Source organism: Nostoc sp., assembly GCF_035638895.1.
Taxonomy (GTDB): Bacteria; Cyanobacteriota; Cyanobacteriia; order Cyanobacteriales; family Nostocaceae; genus Nostoc.
On record NZ_DASQZC010000128.1, the window covers coordinates 1 to 17,864 of the forward strand.

Below are 17,864 nucleotides of genomic sequence, written 5' to 3' on the forward strand. Positions count from 1 at the left end.
CCGGGAAAGAAACTGCCAATTTTCTTGAGTATACTCAGGGCGCAAGTCTTAGGTGCAAAACTGAGAATTATCCGCGACTGTGCCAAAGAACAGAGATGAGAAATCATCTCATCCGCTTTTTCTTGGGGGTAGTGGATGAGAACATCCAAGCAAATAACGGTATGGTAACTACCACTCAACGATTCCAAATCCTGCACGGCAAAAGTGGGATTTTCAGCATTTCCCAAAGTTTGCTTGGCTCTATCCTTGCCTTCTTCCACCATTTTTTCAGAAATATCGGTGGCATAGACTTTAGCACCATCTATCGCTAGGGGGATGCTGAGACTACCCACACCACACCCAGCATCGCAGATTGATAGCTCTGGTAAATTGTTATCAGCCTTCAGCCAGCCGAGAACTGTATCCACGGTTTGCTGGTGTCCATTGCGGATGTCTAGTTGGACTTTGTTGACTTCGCCATCGCCATAGATTCGCTTCCAACGGTCAAACCCTGTGGAATTGAAATACTCGCGAACAATCGTTTTATCGTCGGCTGCGTTCATAAACTTTGATTTTTAGGGGTTCCCAATGCTTAAAATTATCATTGATAGGAACCCATAAGAAGGGTCTTCCAGATTTTTATAGATATAGCGCACTGAAGTAGGTTAGCACATCTTTGCACCTCTAATGATTCAAACGATCAGTTCTATGAGCCATTTTCTACTATTTATTCATCCATTCTTTTGGTTACTATAAATTTTATTGTTATTTCACCCTGTAGATGTAGATAACCCTTTCTTAAGGTAGTATCGTAATTGCGATCGCAACATTTATGCTGTTAAAAATTTAATTCTTTGTAATCAATAAGACTGAAGCAAGCAAAAATTTTAAGTAAAATTTCTTATATTAATTGTAAATTTCCTATTTCTTACTTATTAAACATGGCACTGAACTCCCTTACAGACAGTCCTATTGTTGCATTTACAATTCTCCTAACAGTAATCTTTACTGTACCTCCTATCTTTGAGCGATTAAGGCTACCTGGATTAGTGGGGTTGTTGGTTGCAGGTATAGTACTAGGGCAAAATGGACTAAAGTTATTAAACCATGAGTCTGAAACTATCAATCTGCTCTCGGAGATCGGCAAGCTTTATTTGATGTTTGTGGCAGGTTTAGAAATTGACTTAGAGCAGTTTCGTAAAACTAGAAATCGCTCAATTGGGTTTGGTATTTTAACATTTTTAGTTCCAATGATTGCTGGCATTGCTACAGGACGATTATTCAATTTTAGTTGGAATGCCTCCGTCCTCATTGGTTCTTTACTAGCCTCTCATACCCTCTTGGCATATCCAATTGTGAGTCGTCTGGGAGTGGTAACGAATGAAGCTGTAACCGTCACGATTGGTGCCACAATTTTTACTGACACAGGTGCTTTGCTAGTATTAGCGATTTGTGTTGGAATTCACGGAGGAGAATTCTCCGCCATGAGTTTAGCGATTTTATTAGGTGGATTAGCAATTTACACTGCTGTTGTCCTGTTTGGCTTTGACTGGGCAGGAAAAGAGTTTTTTCGCCGCTCTGGAGATGAACAAAGTAACCAGTTTTTGTTTATCTTACTAGCATTATTTTTAGCATCTGTCGGAGCGCAGGTAATTGGAGTTGAAAAAATTGTTGGTGCTTTTTTAGCAGGTTTAGCTGTCAACGACGTTTTGGGACGTAGCCCAGTTAAAGAAAAAATCGAATTTATTGGTAGTGTTTTATTTATCCCTTGTTTCTTTGTGGACATGGGATTGTTGATTAATATTCCTGCATTTATAAAAACCCTCAGTTCAATTTGGCTGACTCTAGTAATTGTAGTGGCTTTGATTGGCAGCAAATTTATAGCGGCATTGTTAGCTAAATTATTGTATCGCTATAACACGGCGGAATTGCTAACGATGTGGTCATTGTCACTACCACAGGTAGCAGCCACACTAGCAGCAACGTTAGTTGCATATCAAACGGTAAATCCTGCTGGTGAACGCTTAATCAGTGAAGCTGTCTTAAACAGTGTAATTGTCCTCATGCTGGTAACTGCAATTATGGGCCCCATAATAACAGCACGATATGCTCCCTCACTACAGCTTTCTCAGACAGATTTTGAAACTGATAGTCTGACAACTTGGTGGCAAGGTAATGAAGATCAGCTAGTAGAGAAAAACGAATATCTATTTACTGTAGTAGTGCCAATATACAACCCCCAAACTCAGCGCTATCTAATAGAAATGGCAGCACTGCTGGCTAGTCATGAATCTGGAAGGATTGTGCCATTAGCTATTACTAAAGCACATATCCAGATGGATGATCCGCAATTAGTAACAGCACTCAACCAAAGCCGGGAAAGATTGAATTTAGCTAAAGAAATCAGTCAAGAATTTGAGGTGGAAGTATCACCAGCAATTCGAATTGATGATGATGCTGCTTTGGGGATTAGCCGCACCAGTCGAGAACAAAACGCTAGTTTAGTAGTGATGGGTTGGTCGCAGACAACAGGTTTGCGTGCCCGCTTATTTGGTAATGTAATTGATAGCGTTTTCTGGTCTTCTCACTGTCCAGTAGCAGTAACACGCCTTTTAAGTAGTCCTAAGACAATTCAAAGAATTCTTGTACCAGTTGGAGACTTAACGCGGCAAACTATAGGCGCTTTGAGATTTGCCCAGATTTTGGCTGATGGTAATCAAGCAGAAGTTGTGCTGTTACACGTATCCGATCGCAAAACACCGCCTAATCGGGTAGAAAACTTTGTCTCTCAATTGTCTGATATTGCTTCTAAAGGCCAATTACAGGTGAATACGAATATCCAAACAATCAAAGGTGATGATATTGCTAGAACCATAATTCAGGAAGCTGAGGCATTTGATTTGGCTGTGTTACGTTCTGTTCGTTATCGCACAGCAGGTGGATTAGCTGTCAGCGAAGTGACAACGCAGTTACTTCGAGAATTGAAGTGTTCAATTGTCTTGCTTGGAGAACCTCATGCGTGATATGCGAGCCAATGCCAGTAAAGAGGGAAAAGGGAAAACACTTGCGATCGCTTTCGGGTCAGTGATGGGAATCGACAAGAGCGATTCATGTTCTCCATGAGTCTTTTCATGATGGAGCAAAACAATTAATCAGATTGTTACTGAGAAACTATCAAAACTACAATCTGATTTTTTTGCTTTAATAATAGACCTGTTGCATAATCAAAAATAAGAACCTCACCCCGCCAAAGCTAGGCTTTGTCTCCCCTGCTTATCCGAAGCGAGGGCTACTCCTCCCAAGCGAGAGTGCGTTTCACTGCCTTTTGCCAAGTAGCAAAGTTTGACAATGGAGCATCGCTCCCCGGCTCAAACACACGTTCAATTTGCCGTTGTTCTACCAGTGCTTCATAGCTCTTCCAAAATCCTACAGCTAAACCTGCTGCAAATGCTGCACCTTGAACAGTGGTATCGCGCATTCTCGGACGTTCAACTGGAATACCTAATACATCAGCTTGGAACTGCATCAGAAAATTATTTTCGCAAGCTCCACCATCTACCGTTAATCGCCCAACTGGAGTACTGCTAGATGCATTAATCGCCTGTACTACTTCTAAAACTTGATAAGCGATCGCTTCCAACACGGCGCGAACTAGATGCTCTGGTTGTACACTGGCGGTAATGCCGAAAAAGGCTCCCCTCGCGCTCATATCCCAGTAAGGTGCGCCTAGCCCACTAAATGCAGGCACAAAGTAGACTCCGCCATTATCTGTTACCTGATTTGCCATCGCTTCACTTTCAGCAGCAGTTTTAATCAGCTTCAGGCGATCGCGTAACCATTGAATACAAGCTCCACTAGTAAACATACTACCTTCTAAGGCATAGCCCACATCTAAAGTTCCCTTCGGATTTGCTTGTGTCCATGCCACTGTAGAAATTAGTTGATGGTGGGAGCGCACAATTTGTTCACCTGTATGAGCAACTAAAAAGCTACCAGTACCGTAAGTACATTTCATCAAACCGGGGCGATCGCAACCATGACCAAATAGAGCAGCTTGTTGATCCCCCAAAATCGCAGTAATGGGAATTTCAGCATCCAACAAAGTAGCATCAGTGACTCCAAATACTCCTAAACTAGGCTGAATCTGGGGCAAAATATGCGCCGGAATCTGAAATAGTTCAAGTAAGTTCTCATCCCACTCAAAGGTTTTGAGATTCATTAACATTGTCCGGCTGGCGTTGCTGTGGTCAGTAGCATGGACTTTGCCACCTGTGAGGTTCCACAGCACCCAGGTATCAATAGTGCCTGCTAAGACATTGTTCAGGTCAATATCTGTAAACTTGTCTAATAGCCACCTGAACTTAGTAGCAGAAAAGTAGGCATCAATGATTAATCCAGTGCGATCGTAAATTTCATTAGCGTAGCCTTGCTCTTGTAATTGGTGGCAAAGAGGAGCAGTACGCCGATCTTGCCAGACGATCGCTCTATGGAGTGGTTTACCAGTAGTTTTGTCCCAAATCAAACAGGTTTCACGCTGTACAGTTAGCCCCAAGGCTGCGATCTCTGATGGAGCAATCTGGGCATTGCCAATTGCGGTTTGCATCACCCAACACGTATCCTGCCAGATTTGTTGAGGGTCATGTTCTAACCATCCGGGCTGAGGATAATACTGAGTTAGTTCTTTGTATGCCTGTCCAACAATCTTGCCGTCTGCGTTAAAAACAAAGGCGCGGTTGCCTGTTGTACCTAAGTCCAGTGCTAAAATGTAGCCCAATGATTGAGTTATGTTACCAAGTATGTCCATAGCTGCTTTGACATGCTGCGTAGGCGATTTTAGCAATACACGTCAAATTAGATATACATTATTTTGGGTACATTTTTAAATTCTGCGATGCCTACGGCGGGTTACACCTACGTGTAGCCTCTTTGCAGGATAAAAGGATAACAATGAGGTCATATTTTCTCATGAGATATCTATAAGTAATTAATCAAAATTTCTCAATATCATGTGTTTTTTTAAGTCAAAACTGATTATGCCTTCTTCCTGTAATTTGCCGATCAATCGTGTAATTGTTACCCTGGTAGTGCAGCAGGCGCTAGCAATATCTTCGTGAGTAAAGCGAACACTTAGGCGAGTTCCCTCCGGCACAGCTTCGCCAACTTCCCGTTTTAAAAGTTGTAATAGATGGTACAAGCGCTCTTGTACCCGTCGTCTTCCCGAAATAACTAGAAAAGATTCTGTTTGACGTAAGCGCTGATTAATTTTTGGTAAAAGGATATGGCTCAGGTTAGAGGAAGCTGCTATCTCTGCTGCATAAATTGACACCAACTCAACATCAGAGAGGGCTGTTGCTTGGTAAATGTTTAAAGATGTTAAACTAGAGCCAAAAACCATTTCTGCTGTTGCCAATCCTATTAAAACTTCTTCACCCGTTTCACAGTAAGTACTAAGTTTGACCAAACCCTGACAAACATACAAAATTACTAATGGGTTAAGGGGAATAGTTTCTCCTTTAGAATATTTCTGCACAGGACGATCATACAAGAAGTTGTTATCGTCTTTGACTATTGCTGATTCTACCCCTTTCCGTTCAGAAATATTACGTAACACCCAGCGCAAAGAGGTTGCCTTACCCTGCGGATTCCGGGCAACTGCCACTGTCAAAGCTGCATCAAATAACTCACCATGATGTTGTTGCAAGCGTATCAATAGTTCTTTAACTCTGTCTGATTGAGACAGTTCAATAAGTTCGGTACGAAGGTGCTGACGTTCTTCTAGAGGGACGAAGTTAATCATTGGTTTACCCATCAAAAATTGCTTTGAAACATTGAGCAATTTAACTGCGGTGAAGTTAGCTTCTTGGATAATTCCTTCTCTATTAGTCACTAAATAGGCGTCAGGCGCAAACTCAAATAATTCTTGATAGTGTTGGCGTTCTGATTCTAACCAATTCCGTGTTTGTATTAGTTCCTCATTTTGTTGATGGAGTTCCTCTGCTGCTAACTGAACTATCTTTGAAGTGTTATAGAGTTCTTTAAAAGCTTGCGGCAGCAGATCCGGTGAAATCCAAGGTAATACACTAGCAGTTTGGTATAAATCTGCTAAACGATTGTGCAATGTTTCTGAGCGTTGGATAAATTTTTCTATGTTCACCTTAAATTCCCGCTACTTACTTGCAGAGTTGAAGCAAAAAATCTACTAGGTAAATTATTGGAAAAATTGCAGTATTCCATATTATAAATTTAACTAGTTCTGAACTGCAATTATTATTCAATAGAACCTATAAGAATATGTCTATATCCAGGTTTTCAAGAAGTTATGTTTCATAACACTACAAACAGGTGGTATAGTATTATAAATGACATGTATTGCATTTAACCTAGATGAGCAAAGCAGATTGAATCTAGGGAATTAGAGAGTGTCCATTGATAACTTTTGCACTCAGATGGTTTTTTACAAAAAGCTTACAACATTTTGCTAAGTATTATTTCTACCTTTAGTGGGAAGATTTAGTAAACTTAGCTAAATACGAATGCAAAATCCGCTAACCCCAGATTATGCCAATTTGTGATTAAACTTATAAGCCAGTCACAATTATGACTACCAGAGAAATTAGATAAAACAGCACAGTTAGAAAACCCTGACTCTTAGCTTTTGGTTCCTATTCTTGTTTAACCCACTTTTTCATTTTCCCAATAAATGATTTATTGCTAATAATAATTGTTTCCATGATTACTCATAATAACTAATAATCTTTTCCCTAACTTCCATCACAAGCATCAATCTACTACTACCAAAGATACATAGTTTAAATTAAGTTTATTTGTGATTATAAATACATTTCTTTGAACAAAAAGATTCCTGACTTCTTACAAAAGCCGGAAATCTGAGCTTTTGGATTTTCCCAAGTCTGTGAAGTAACTATATGGCATGAGCAAAAGTAAGACTAATGGATATTAATAAGTTAAAACTATTTGTATAGAAAATTACATAACAAATTAACAAGTATCCGCCTCTTTAGTTAGAGGATAAATCAAGCAATAAGCTGGTGTAATTTAAAAATGCGTAACAGCTTATCAACGCGCAAGTTATTAAGGAGTGATGGGTGAGGTGTAAATATTATAAAATCTCATCTCGTCACTTTTTTTATTTACTTCAGTTTTCAGGGCTTATCAAGTAATTAAATTACACGACTCCTAACTCACTACTCCTCGTCTCAGTCGTAGTTTAAATACTATAGATAGATTAGTATCCATTCCGGAACGCATACACGTACTTTTATAAAAGTCACTTCATAAAACTCAGCTTTTGTCAAAACTTTATATATTGTTGGTTGTAGTTCATGAAATATACGATTTATTAGCTAATTTACTGAAAATTGCGTTTTTCAAAAACTTCAGTAAAATTCCTATTTTAATAATAAAAAAATACGACTAAATTATTAATAGTTAGTGCTGACTTAATTGATGAATAAACGTCAATTATTTTAGATGTATCTATTTGCAGGCTTTGTGTAAGATCAATTCTGTAATTCTAGAATAACCCCTCCCTTAAAAAAAGAGCAGAGTTTACTTTTCCCCTACCTTATATGAAAGGTAACTGAAGGGGTTAAGTTTTTGTGAGTGAATCGATGTACTAAGCTGCGATTTATCTTAGAAAATCACGGTTTTATTTCCAACTGAGAACAAATACAACTTCTTGAAGCTTTTTTGAGAAATCCCCATGCGACAATATATTTTTAATCTGCTAATACTGGTATTAGGAACAAGCTCGAGTTTCATCATTACTCCATCTCAAGCTGAAACTCCGGTAAAATCCAACACCCAAAAGACTGATAATATTACTTCCATATCTTCAAATTCACCTTCGGCTATCCAATTGAGTGATTTTGCCAATTCTACTAATAGCAAATCACCTATCCTCTCTGAGGCAGCCAAGAACTCTTCTGGTACTAATGCCAATATAGCTGATAATGTCAATTTAACTGCAACTAAGCCGAAGCCACGGGTTCCTATATTCAGCAGAATTTTTCCTACACCTTCAATGCAGCAATAATTAGGGGCTAAATATTTAGTTTACTAGTTTGTGCTAGTAGAGGTATGTATTTGTACATCTCATACAAGCTTAATTAGTGAAAATACTACCATAATGAGAGATTTAAATTTTTCTCTCTCACTTGTGTAGGACGAATATCATTTATAGCAATTCTCGCTTGTATGTAACATACTTAGACCTCACTTCATTCCCCAACCCTTGTAGAGTTGGGGATGTTTTTGTTAGGTCTACATTGCAATACGCTTGGGTTAAAGATTTTTGGTATGTAGAGACATTGCATTGCAACGTCTCTACATAGGATTTGGGGCTTAACTGAACTGTATTGGTATTGGACTCACTGAGAAGCACTATATCTGTGAGGCATACTCTGATTTGCTTTATGCTTGCAGTTGACAGAGCAATAAACCAAACCATTGATTTTGATCTGTCCACACTTGGAGAGGTAATAAACCCTGTGCGGTAAGTTGCTGCTTGATAATATTGAGGTCAAACTTGCGGGAAATTTCGGTGAGGATAGTCTCACCTAGTGCAAAATTAACCTTGAGGTTAAGAGCGCGTAATTCTACAATTTGCGATCGCAGGCTGCGTAAATGCATTTCTATTTGATGCTCATTTTCATTGTAAAATGCCCAGTGTTCAAACTGGGTGGTGTCAAAATTCCCCTCAAACTGTTGATTTAAATGCTCCAGCATATTGAGGTTAAATGCTGCCGTCACTCCCTGGCTGTCGTTATAAGCTGGTTCCAAAATCTGTTTCGGCTTTCGTAAATCTATCCCCAACAAGAAATACTCACCTACTTGTAGGGCTTCTGTAATTTGAGAGAAGAATACATCACATTCATTAGGTGTAAGATTACCTAAACTGCTACCAATAAAACAAATCATCCGGCTGGGTAATTCCGTCGGTAAGAGTTTTGCAAGGGCTAATTCATAAGTTGCCGCTAAAGCATAAACTTGCAGTAAGGGATAATCTCTTAATAACTGCTTGGCGCTACTTTCCAATATACCTGCACACACATCAATTGGTAAGTAGTGCAGGGGATAGTCTAGCTGCTGGTAGGCATCTAGTAAAATGCGGGTTTTGGTAGAATTGCCACTGCCAAGTTCTACTAATTCACAAGCGCCAGTTATCTTGGCAATTTCGCTAGCATACTGTTGTAAAATTGTTGTTTCTGTGCGTGTGAGATAATATTCTGGTAAATCACAGATTAACTCAAATAACTCAGAACCACGGTCATCATAAAAGTAAGAGGGGGGTAGAGATTTAGATGTTTGAGTTAATCCCTTCACTACATCACTCCCAGTAGTAGGTGCAACTATTTGAGTTGCTCCTATCAAACACTGCATCTGCAAGCGTTTTTCAACGGTGTTTTGAGAAGTAACGTTCCTGTTGAGAGCTTTAGATATCGACATTAAACCTCCGTATGCTTGGCGTAATAGATTACCTGTAATGGCAAACCTTTACTCTAATTAGTGAAACACATAGCCATAGCTAATAAAATCATGCTTGAGCAATATTGCTCAAGCTTTAAAGGTATTTTTAGGGATTTCCTGATTCAAATGACAATATAGCGGTTCTCGTTTATGTGAGGTGCAACGGTAGAGGCACGGCAATATCCGTGCTTCTATGTGGTGTTGTTAAGGCTTTGAACTCCAACTTCTATCCTTAGAACTCGAAACTTCATGCTCAGAACTATCTAAGCTTACCCTGAGAACTCGGATGTTCTAAACTGGAACTACATTTAAAAATTAGATCGGAGGTAAGCAATAATGCTACGAACCATTGAAGGAATTTATAAAAATGGCAAAATTGAACTAGCTGAAACACCACAAAATATTACTGAAAGCAGAGTCTTTGTTACTTTCTTAGAAACAAAACCCATGACTTGGCCAGAAACGATTATGCAACATCAAGGTATAGTAGAAAGTATCATTTTTGAGTCCTACCGAGACGAATTGCTACCACCTAACGAAATCGAGTTGTAATGATGGGTTATTTACTCGATACCTGCGTAATTAGTGATTTTCTCAAGGGAGAACAAAATACTCTCAAGCTATTAAAGTCTACTGCTCCTACAGATATTTTTATTTCCTCATTAACTAGTAATGGAGGTGAAGTACGGATTAGCAATCAATCCCCAACATGCCTTGAAAATTCAATCATTGATTGAAACATTATTAGGTTCGATTACAATTTTACCTTTTGGTATGGAAGAAGCAGAACTTGCTACCTAAATTAGAAGTATTTTGAAAACAGCAGGTACTCCTATCGGTTCTTATGATGTGCTGATTGCAGCAACAGCACTAACTCACAATCATATTGTTGTAACATCTAATGTTCGAGAATTTCAAAGAGTACCCAGCTTGCAAATAGAGAATTGGCGTTCTTATTAAATTACATATCAATGTATTGGAAATGGGGCTTTAGAGTATTAATTGTATTTTTAGGGCTATGGCTACTCCTGGATCTGGGTTCCCGCGTGGGAGCAGAGATTTTTTGGTTTCAGGAAGTTGGCTACCTGCAAGTATTTCTGTTAAGGCTAATGACTCGTGGTGTTTTGTGGGTAATGGTGGCTGGGGTAACTGCTGCGTATCTATTGCTAAACCTGGCTTTAGCACAACGGCTAAAATATTCCCAGTCTCTAAAAATTGAGGAAGTTAGGTGTGAGGAAGCAGAACTCACTAGTGAATTAACAAATTTTCTCAGTCCTCATTATCTAAGACGCAACGAAATGCGGATACTTGCACCGCAACGCTTAAAAAAAATGAGATTGCGCGGGTTATTACCCTTAACTCTAGTACTGAGTTTATTGATCGGGTTAATGCTGGCTCACTATGGTCAAATTGTTGTTTCTTACTGGCATTCTCCAGCTAACCAAGGTATTCTACCAATTCCCCCCTTATTTCGACCAGAGACAATCTGGCAACTCTTGAAGCAGATTTTCTCTCAAGTCTCGTATCTTGGTTTAATTGGGGGAGTATCGATCGCAATCTTAATCTATCCCCAATTTTTATTAACTGCGATCGCAGTTTTCTTCAGCCCCATTTTTGCCTTCATCATATTCCAACACTGGCCAAAGGTGCTGCAATATTTTCACCCCACTCTTTTCAACAGCACTGAGCCTTTATTTGGTCGAGATATCAGCTTTTACGTATTTTCCTTACCCTTTTGGGAACTGCTAGAACTCTGGCTGATGGGATTATGTTTGTATGGCTTTATCGCTGTTACTCTCACTTATCTCTTGTCGGCTGACAGTTTGAGTCAGGGGATTTTCCCTGGTTTTTCACCCCAGCAGCAGCGTCATTTATCCGGTATGGGTGGCTTGTTAATGTTGGTAGTGGCTTTTAGTTATTGGCTGAGTCGCTATGAACTGGTGTATTCTACCCGTGGAGTAAGTTATGGTGCCAGTTATACCGATGTGACAGCCCAGTTGCCAGCTTACACCGTCTTGTGCATCGTGGCAGTAGCGATCGCAACTTACCTACTTTGGCGAACATTTTTCTGGAAACCCAAATCTCAGTATCGTCCTTTAGTATTTTACGGATTAGGGGTTTATCTAATACTAGTTGTGGCAGCTGATGTTGTTATACCTGCTGTGGTGCAATATTTAATTGTTCAACCTAATGAGTTGCAACGAGAGCAACCCTACATTCAGCGAACTATTGCTTTGACTCGCAAAGCATTCGATCTAGAGGCGATCGATGCCAGAACCTTCAACCCCCAAGGAACACTGACTGAAGCTGATATTCAAAAGAATGCCTCGACAATTCGGAATATTCGCCTGTGGGATGAGCGACCACTGTTAGAAACTAATCGTCAACTGCAACAAATTCGGCCGTATTATCAGTTCCCCGATGCCGATATCGATCGATATACTCTCAAAACAGATGAAACTTCACGCCGACCACCTGCCCCCCGAAAGCCGCCAGTAACGCAGCAGGAAGCAGTTGAATCAACAGAACGGCGGCAGGTACTGATTGCCGCACGAGAATTAGACTACAATGCTGTACCACAGGAAGCTCAAACATGGGTTAACCGTCATTTAATTTATACTCACGGTTTCGGGTTTACTGTTAGCCCAGTTAATACAGTTGGGCCGGGTGGGCTACCAGAATATTTTGTCAAAGATATTAGCGGTAATAGTAGCGCTCTTACAACTTCTAATGAAGCCGTTCGTCAAAGTATTCCGATTGGACAACCCCGGATTTATTACGGTGAGATTACTAATACTTATGTAATGACTGGCACAAGAGTTAGAGAGCTAGACTATCCTAGCGGTAGTGATAATGTTTACAACTCTTACGAGGGTCTGGGTGGTGTTGAAATCGGTTCAGCGTGGCGACGGTGGCTATTTGCGCTGTATTTGAAAGATTGGCAGATGGTGCTGACGCGGGACTTTTTGCCAGATACAAAAGTGCTACTGCGACGAAATGTCAAGGAAAGAATTCAAGCGATCGCACCTTTCCTCAAATTTGACAGCGACCCTTATTTAGTAGCTGCTGTTGCAAATCTTGATTTACCAAGTAATCCCAGTTATCTTTACTGGATTGTTGATGCCTACACAACGAGCGATCGCTATCCTTACTCAGACACTGGTAGCGATGGTATCAACTACATACGTAACTCAATCAAGGTAGTGATTGATGCCTATCACGGTACTGTTAACTTTTATATTGCCGATCCAAGCGATCCAATCATTGCCACTTGGTCAACGATATTTCCCAACATGTTTAAACCCCTCAGTACAATGCCAGTCAATCTCCGCAGTCATACGCGGTATCCGGTGGACTTCTTCAAAATTCAATCTGAGCGGTTGATGACCTACCACATGACCGATCCCCAGGTATTTTACAATCGGGAAGACCAGTGGCAAATCCCCAACGAAATCTATGGCAGTGAACCTCGTCCGGTAGAGCCGTACTATTTGATTACTAGTCTACCCACTGTACCTTTTGTTGGCGCAGCCTCTGTCTTCGACACGCTGCGCGAACGTAGAGAAGAGTTTATTCTACTTCTGCCTTATACTCCCAAACAACGGACTAATTTAATCGCTTGGTTAGCGGCGCGATCGGATGGCAAAAACTACGGTAGGCTGGTGCTATATGTCTTTCCTAAAGAACGCCTGGTCTACGGGACAGAGCAAATCGAGGCGCGGATCAACCAAGACCCAGTAATTTCTCAGCAAATTTCCTTGTGGAATCGCCAGGGGTCGAGAGCCATTCAAGGCAATCTACTAGTAATTCCCATTGAGCAATCGCTGCTGTATGTTGAGCCAATCTATTTAGAAGCTACACAGAATAGCTTGCCAACTTTGGTGCGGGTAGTGGTGGCTTACGAAAACCGGATTGTCATGGCACAAACATTAGAACAAGCCTTGCAGGCAATTTTTAAACCAGAAGTTACACCAGCCCCAGCGATTATCCGTCCCTTTGAAGAAGCAGCCCCGCCAGGTTAAGCGATTTTAAGTCCCGATAGTTACATAGCAGGTGATAGTGAGCGATTGCCATTAACAAAATTTGTCGCAACAGACATAGTTTAATAGTTCAATATATGTAATAGACACTAAAAGTTAATGGACATGGTACAAAGTAACCAACTAGAGATTCGCCACATTAGTCCTAAAGTGAGGCAGTTGATTCAAATGTACGCCGATGTTAATAACTGTACGCAGCCTGAGATGTTGGAACGTATTGTTTTGGAGTGGAACGCCCAACAAAGCGAGAGCGAACGACCGCCAGGAGACGAAGATGAATAGTTTTCTGCTACCATCTTTAGTCTGCTTTTAGCAAGAGGCTTTCGTTAATTAGGCTCTTTAGTTGTAAAAAATTTTCTAGAGATTGGATCTTGTTTGAGGGATTGAATAAAATCCCTCAAAGTCATCATACTGCCTGTTAAAGTGAACTTAGGAGTGCCATTTGGAGCAACGATTCTCACTTCACCATCTTGGATCTGAATCTTATTTTTAATGCTATCCCATAGAGTATCGAAGCTTTCATCATCGTTGCAACCATTGGCTTCAAGGAATCTTTGGCGGACTTCTGTTTTTAGCGCTAATGCTTCTGCTGCTTGAGTCCGCGCCTCAAAGTGTTTAATTATATCTTCATAAGCACTTTCCCTCAAAGTTTTATTTTCAGCCTGAACTTGCTCTAACTGAGTTTTTATAGCTTGTAGTTGGGACGCTAAAGCGGCTGATTTCTGGTATTCAACTTTTAAGGCTTGCTTTGCATTGGCTAATAAAGCTTTATAGTCTAGCTGATCTTGATTTTTTTCGGATTGCATTTTTATCTCTTGATAAACAGATTTTCGTTGAAAAAATCTCGTCAGTTCTATTATAAAAACTGGCGAGAGTTTAGTAAATATTTTCTGTGTTATCTAAGTATTCCTTATTGTACTAATAATGGTGTTTCCGAGTGAGGATTTTCCTGCATACTACTCAGACAAGAACTAATGTGAGAGCGGATAGCTTTTTCATAAACACTAGTTTGCTGAGTGCGTACCCCTACAGCTTGATATATTAAGTTAACATCTGGGAATTCAGACCAATACATCAAAAAAATGTCTTTAGCTGGAGTAATAATTTCATAATTATTCTCTTGTCTTTTCTTTCTGAGCTTACAATTATTTAGTTGTAATTTTTGTCTGAATAGTTGTTCAAATTCTGAAATTAAATCTGAAGTATTTTTCATGGTTTATACACGTTAAAACGTGTTGATGATGCAAAGACTATCTGGTGATATTACTAAGTATGACACTTCAGATACCTCTTACTATATAGTGTATCAGTTATCGGGTATTTGAGAAGAGGATTCAGACGCAGGGTAATTCGTTGGCTCAGGCTCTGGTAGAAAAGAGGCTGTGCGATCGCTGTGACCTATTGATTGCCCGGATTTCTCACAAAGGTTTAAACGATTAGCCCAAAACGCTTATGCCACTTAGACTTGAGATAAAATACCCCGTTCACATACTGCTGTGATTCATGCAGTGTCTAAAACGCTCAAAATCTAAGCCTGATAAAGGTTTGGTCATAGCGATGCCTACGGCGGCAAGCTACGCAGTGCTTGTGAGAAATGCGGGACTGGGATTTTACCTAGCACAACTCTGGTATTTATTCACTTATACTTACTACCAGTTTCGCGTAGATCCATATTCCTCGGTCGAAGCAAGCTATGCATAGCCTCTGGTAGAGAAGCGGCTTGCCCTGAGGCATCGCTGTTTCAGTGTAGCTAGTTAGCAGAGACACCCTATATAAAATCACCCAGCTAAATCATATTCTCTTTAGAGCCTTAGGGGGCAATCAGTACCTACAGGCTACAGCCTGGGACTTCAAGACCCTCTGCAAAGCTGATTAATTCCAAGTACTCTGGATTTTCTACGAACTTTTTGGCTGCTAGCAATCCGGCAATGCTCCAGGTTTGATAAATTCTAGCTTCTTTGCCAATCAAACGGCCATTGTTGCCATCGTAGTATTCCGGGAATTTATCCTTAAATAAACGCCTTTCGGCAATGGCAATCGCTGCTTGGGCAAGTTCTGTTCGACCTGCTTTCTGCGCTGCTGCGGTAAATAACCACAGCAAAACGGGCCAGTTACCGCCGTTGTGATAAGACCAAGCCCTGTTCTTAGCATCACATCCTGTAACAATTCTCCACTCTAAACCATCTATTGCTGGAAAGCAGATTTTAACAGGCATATAGCCGATCAAGTCTTGCCAACGTTGGGCAAATAAATTCATGATGCTTTGAGATTCTTTTTCGCTTGCTAAGGAAGTTAAAATTGCCATCAGATTTCCCAGAGCAAAAAAGCGAAAATCTATCCGTCCCGGCCCCAGATTTCCCGCTAAATATCCTCCAGTTTCGGGCAACCACTCGGTCAACCAAGTGGGGATTGATTCTGAGTTGATATTGAATTTATTAACAATTTCTTTACCAAATTCGTTATCCTTGTAACGATAAATTTCCCCCAATCGCTTCAGGTCTAGCCAGTAATAATTGCGGATATGATATTTCAAAGATCCCAATCGTCTATTGACTTTGCCAAGGTACGTATCGCCATCCCCATCTGGTAAAAGCAATTCAGTAGCAGCTCTGAGGGATGCATAGAATAATACTTGAATTTCTAGAGGATGTTCGTAGACTCCCATACGACGGTCAATCATGAACGCGCCATCGGGAACTAACATTGTTGGGTACATGGAAAAGCGATGTACCAAGCAAAGATCCAAAATTAACTTGATTCCGGCTTGAAAATCTGGCTGACGCGCTAGGGTTAAATCGCCTGTAGTTTTTTCATAAGCGCGTAGCAAGAGAATCCACCACATACAAGAATCAATTGGGGGAACGCGAGCGATCGCTAGTTCACCAAAATCAGCGACCAAAAATTCCTCATTCCCATTAGAATGTACTTTGAAACTTGCAGGCATTAATCCCGCTCCTGGTTCAAAGCAGTCTATCTGCTTATCATGACTTTGTAATTTCAGTGTTTCTACTAAGAAGTTACGCACAATCTCTGTTTTGCCGTGCATGAGAAACACTAAGGCAGAAGGGACAAAATCGCGGAGAAAGCACTGATCGTAATTGAGTGCATCTGACTCTGCATCTCTGGCGGCTACAGTACCAATGGGTTTTCCCTGGTAATAAATTATCGACTCTTCCAACAATTCCCAGGCTTCTGCTTCGAGCAGACTGTTCTTATCGATCGCGCTAGTCATGGGCGTTTAATTCCACTAATGGTATGTATCGGCTCAATTGTGGAAAGTACGCAAGCCTACCTCAACGAACAGCAGGGGGCAAGGGCGAATCTCCTTTCTGCTCTATCCCCCTTGCTCCCTGTCCCCTTGCCTCTTTTTCAAGCTGACCAGCTTTCTCGGAAGTCAGCATACAGAGTCAATCCACCATCTATAAAGAGGGTTTGTCCGGTGATGTAGGCGGCTTCATCCGAAGCTAAAAAAGCTACTGCGGCTGCCATCTCCTCTGAGGAGCCAGCACGCCCCATTGGGATGTGACTTTCCACAATCGCCTTTTTTTCGGGGTCATCTATCCAGGCTTGATTTATTGGCGTGACTGTTGCTCCGGGGGCAATGGCGTTGACACGAATACCTTGCTTGGCATATTCCAATGCTAAAGTTTTGGTTAGGTTTTCCATACCACCTTTGCTAATGGAATAACTGATATACATCGGTCGCGGAATAATTTCGTGAACGCTGGAAATATTAATAATCACCCCCGGACGATTAACAGACAGGAGGTGTTTAATAGTTTCACGGGCGCAAAGATAAGCGCCCCGGAGATTGACTGCAATTACCCGGTCAAAGTCTGCTGTAGTAACTTCGTGGGATGGACTTTCTGCTTGAATACCAGCATTGTTAACTAGAATATCTAAACTGCCAAATTCCTTGACTACGGTGTTGACCATCTCAACAATGTCTGATTCTTGGGAGACATCTCCCTGAACCGGTAGCGACTTCACACCACAATTTTCGATATTTCCGCAGGCTTTTTGCAATGCCATCTCTTCCGTGTCTGCCGCAGCTTCGGGGTCTTTGCGGTAATTGATGGCGATGTTGCACCCTTCTTCGGCGAGTCTGATAGCGATCGCCTGACCAATACCTGAAGTTGCACCTGTAATTAAAGCATTCTTTCCTTTTAACCCTATCATATTTCCTGCCTAAGCTGCCTTTACTTAAAATTTGCACCAGTCAAAAAATTTTGAATTTTAGATTATTCTTTTGAGTATTAAATTTGCTGTTGTCAACCCCCAATAGAGGTAATTTAAAAATATAAAGGTTCTCGTTTGCATGAAGTAGATTTCATCCCCAACTCCTCTCTTTGCCAA

Annotated in this window: 16 protein-coding genes; 8 read left to right on the forward strand and 8 right to left on the reverse strand. The window is 40.8% G+C overall.

What is annotated here, in order from left to right; all coding sequences use genetic code 11:
- A partial coding sequence (gene bchM, locus VE944_RS06115) for a magnesium protoporphyrin IX methyltransferase (protein ID WP_324973770.1) occupies nt 1–542 on the reverse strand: 542 nt, incomplete at its 3' end.
- Nucleotides 543–920: 378 nt separating this feature from the next.
- Here bchM and VE944_RS06120 point away from each other — a divergent pair.
- On the forward strand, nt 921–3,002 hold the full coding sequence (locus VE944_RS06120; protein WP_324973773.1) for a cation:proton antiporter domain-containing protein: 2,082 nt from the start codon (nt 921–923) through the stop codon (nt 3,000–3,002).
- A 266-nt stretch (nt 3,003–3,268) separates the two neighbouring features.
- Here the strand turns inward: VE944_RS06120 and glpK are convergent, their stop codons facing one another.
- Together glpK and VE944_RS06130 are read right to left on the reverse strand one after the other, a co-directional pair.
- Complete coding sequence (glpK, locus tag VE944_RS06125; RefSeq protein ID WP_324973776.1) at nt 3,269–4,783, reverse strand: glycerol kinase GlpK; 1,515 nt, start codon at nt 4,781–4,783, stop codon at nt 3,269–3,271.
- 180 nt (nt 4,784–4,963) lie between these two features.
- On the reverse strand, nt 4,964–6,133 hold the full coding sequence (locus VE944_RS06130) for a PAS domain S-box protein (RefSeq protein WP_324973779.1): 1,170 nt from the start codon (nt 6,131–6,133) through the stop codon (nt 4,964–4,966).
- Between the two features lie 1,569 nt (nt 6,134–7,702).
- Here VE944_RS06130 and VE944_RS06135 point away from each other — a divergent pair.
- Nucleotides 7,703–8,035: a hypothetical protein gene (locus VE944_RS06135; protein WP_324973782.1), complete on the forward strand. Its 333-nt coding sequence runs from the start codon at nt 7,703–7,705 to the stop codon at nt 8,033–8,035.
- A gap of 377 nt (nt 8,036–8,412) precedes the next feature.
- Here the strand turns inward: VE944_RS06135 and egtD are convergent, their stop codons facing one another.
- On the reverse strand, nt 8,413–9,447 hold the full coding sequence (gene egtD / locus VE944_RS06140) for an L-histidine N(alpha)-methyltransferase (RefSeq protein ID WP_324973785.1): 1,035 nt from the start codon (nt 9,445–9,447) through the stop codon (nt 8,413–8,415).
- Nucleotides 9,448–9,804: 357 nt separating this feature from the next.
- On the opposite strand from egtD, the gene VE944_RS06145 reads away from it, so the two are divergent.
- From VE944_RS06145 to VE944_RS06165, 5 genes are all read left to right on the forward strand, one after another.
- The gene (locus VE944_RS06145) at nt 9,805–10,020 is read left to right on the forward strand and encodes a hypothetical protein (RefSeq protein WP_324973788.1); all 216 of its coding nucleotides are present in this window, start codon (nt 9,805–9,807) and stop codon (nt 10,018–10,020) included.
- A 120-nt stretch (nt 10,021–10,140) separates the two neighbouring features.
- The gene (locus VE944_RS06150) at nt 10,141–10,269 is read left to right on the forward strand and encodes a PIN domain-containing protein (protein WP_324973790.1); all 129 of its coding nucleotides are present in this window, start codon (nt 10,141–10,143) and stop codon (nt 10,267–10,269) included.
- A 12-nt stretch (nt 10,270–10,281) separates the two neighbouring features.
- On the forward strand, nt 10,282–10,428 hold the full coding sequence (locus VE944_RS06155; protein WP_324973793.1) for a PIN domain-containing protein: 147 nt from the start codon (nt 10,282–10,284) through the stop codon (nt 10,426–10,428).
- An 11-nt stretch (nt 10,429–10,439) separates the two neighbouring features.
- Nucleotides 10,440–13,490: a UPF0182 family protein gene (locus tag VE944_RS06160; protein WP_324973795.1), complete on the forward strand. Its 3,051-nt coding sequence runs from the start codon at nt 10,440–10,442 to the stop codon at nt 13,488–13,490.
- A 117-nt stretch (nt 13,491–13,607) separates the two neighbouring features.
- Nucleotides 13,608–13,790: a hypothetical protein gene (locus tag VE944_RS06165; RefSeq protein ID WP_324973798.1), complete on the forward strand. Its 183-nt coding sequence runs from the start codon at nt 13,608–13,610 to the stop codon at nt 13,788–13,790.
- A gap of 44 nt (nt 13,791–13,834) precedes the next feature.
- Here the strand turns inward: VE944_RS06165 and VE944_RS06170 are convergent, their stop codons facing one another.
- Both VE944_RS06170 and VE944_RS06175 read right to left on the reverse strand, forming a co-directional pair.
- Nucleotides 13,835–14,314: a hypothetical protein gene (locus VE944_RS06170; RefSeq protein ID WP_324973801.1), complete on the reverse strand. Its 480-nt coding sequence runs from the start codon at nt 14,312–14,314 to the stop codon at nt 13,835–13,837.
- Nucleotides 14,315–14,418: 104 nt separating this feature from the next.
- Complete coding sequence (locus VE944_RS06175; RefSeq protein ID WP_324973804.1) at nt 14,419–14,721, reverse strand: hypothetical protein; 303 nt, start codon at nt 14,719–14,721, stop codon at nt 14,419–14,421.
- A 290-nt stretch (nt 14,722–15,011) separates the two neighbouring features.
- On the opposite strand from VE944_RS06175, the gene VE944_RS06180 reads away from it, so the two are divergent.
- On the forward strand, nt 15,012–15,209 hold the full coding sequence (locus tag VE944_RS06180) for a hypothetical protein (RefSeq protein WP_324973806.1): 198 nt from the start codon (nt 15,012–15,014) through the stop codon (nt 15,207–15,209).
- 127 nt (nt 15,210–15,336) lie between these two features.
- On the opposite strand, the gene VE944_RS06185 is transcribed toward VE944_RS06180, so the two are convergent.
- Entirely contained in the window at nt 15,337–16,740 is a 1,404-nt protein-coding gene (locus VE944_RS06185; RefSeq protein ID WP_324973808.1) for a glycoside hydrolase 100 family protein, read from the reverse strand.
- 137 nt (nt 16,741–16,877) lie between these two features.
- The gene (locus VE944_RS06190) at nt 16,878–17,687 is read right to left on the reverse strand and encodes a glucose 1-dehydrogenase (RefSeq protein ID WP_324973811.1); all 810 of its coding nucleotides are present in this window, start codon (nt 17,685–17,687) and stop codon (nt 16,878–16,880) included.
- Between the last annotated feature and the right edge of the window lie 177 nt (nt 17,688–17,864).

Coding starts and splice junctions, on each gene's coding strand:
- VE944_RS06120 (WP_324973773.1), top strand. CDS start 921: ATGGCACTGAACTCCCTTACAGACAGTCCTATTGTTGCATTTACAATT.
- glpK (WP_324973776.1), bottom strand. CDS start 4,783: ATGGACATACTTGGTAACATAACTCAATCATTGGGCTACATTTTAGCA.
- VE944_RS06135 (WP_324973782.1), top strand. CDS start 7,703: ATGCGACAATATATTTTTAATCTGCTAATACTGGTATTAGGAACAAGC.
- egtD (WP_324973785.1), bottom strand. CDS start 9,447: ATGTCGATATCTAAAGCTCTCAACAGGAACGTTACTTCTCAAAACACC.
- VE944_RS06145 (WP_324973788.1), top strand. CDS start 9,805: ATGCTACGAACCATTGAAGGAATTTATAAAAATGGCAAAATTGAACTA.
- VE944_RS06150 (WP_324973790.1), top strand. CDS start 10,141: ATGGAGGTGAAGTACGGATTAGCAATCAATCCCCAACATGCCTTGAAA.
- VE944_RS06160 (WP_324973795.1), top strand. CDS start 10,440: ATGTATTGGAAATGGGGCTTTAGAGTATTAATTGTATTTTTAGGGCTA.
- VE944_RS06165 (WP_324973798.1), top strand. CDS start 13,608: ATGGACATGGTACAAAGTAACCAACTAGAGATTCGCCACATTAGTCCT.
- VE944_RS06170 (WP_324973801.1), bottom strand. CDS start 14,314: ATGCAATCCGAAAAAAATCAAGATCAGCTAGACTATAAAGCTTTATTA.
- VE944_RS06175 (WP_324973804.1), bottom strand. CDS start 14,721: ATGAAAAATACTTCAGATTTAATTTCAGAATTTGAACAACTATTCAGA.
- VE944_RS06180 (WP_324973806.1), top strand. CDS start 15,012: ATGCAGTGTCTAAAACGCTCAAAATCTAAGCCTGATAAAGGTTTGGTC.
- VE944_RS06185 (WP_324973808.1), bottom strand. CDS start 16,740: ATGACTAGCGCGATCGATAAGAACAGTCTGCTCGAAGCAGAAGCCTGG.
- VE944_RS06190 (WP_324973811.1), bottom strand. CDS start 17,687: ATGATAGGGTTAAAAGGAAAGAATGCTTTAATTACAGGTGCAACTTCA.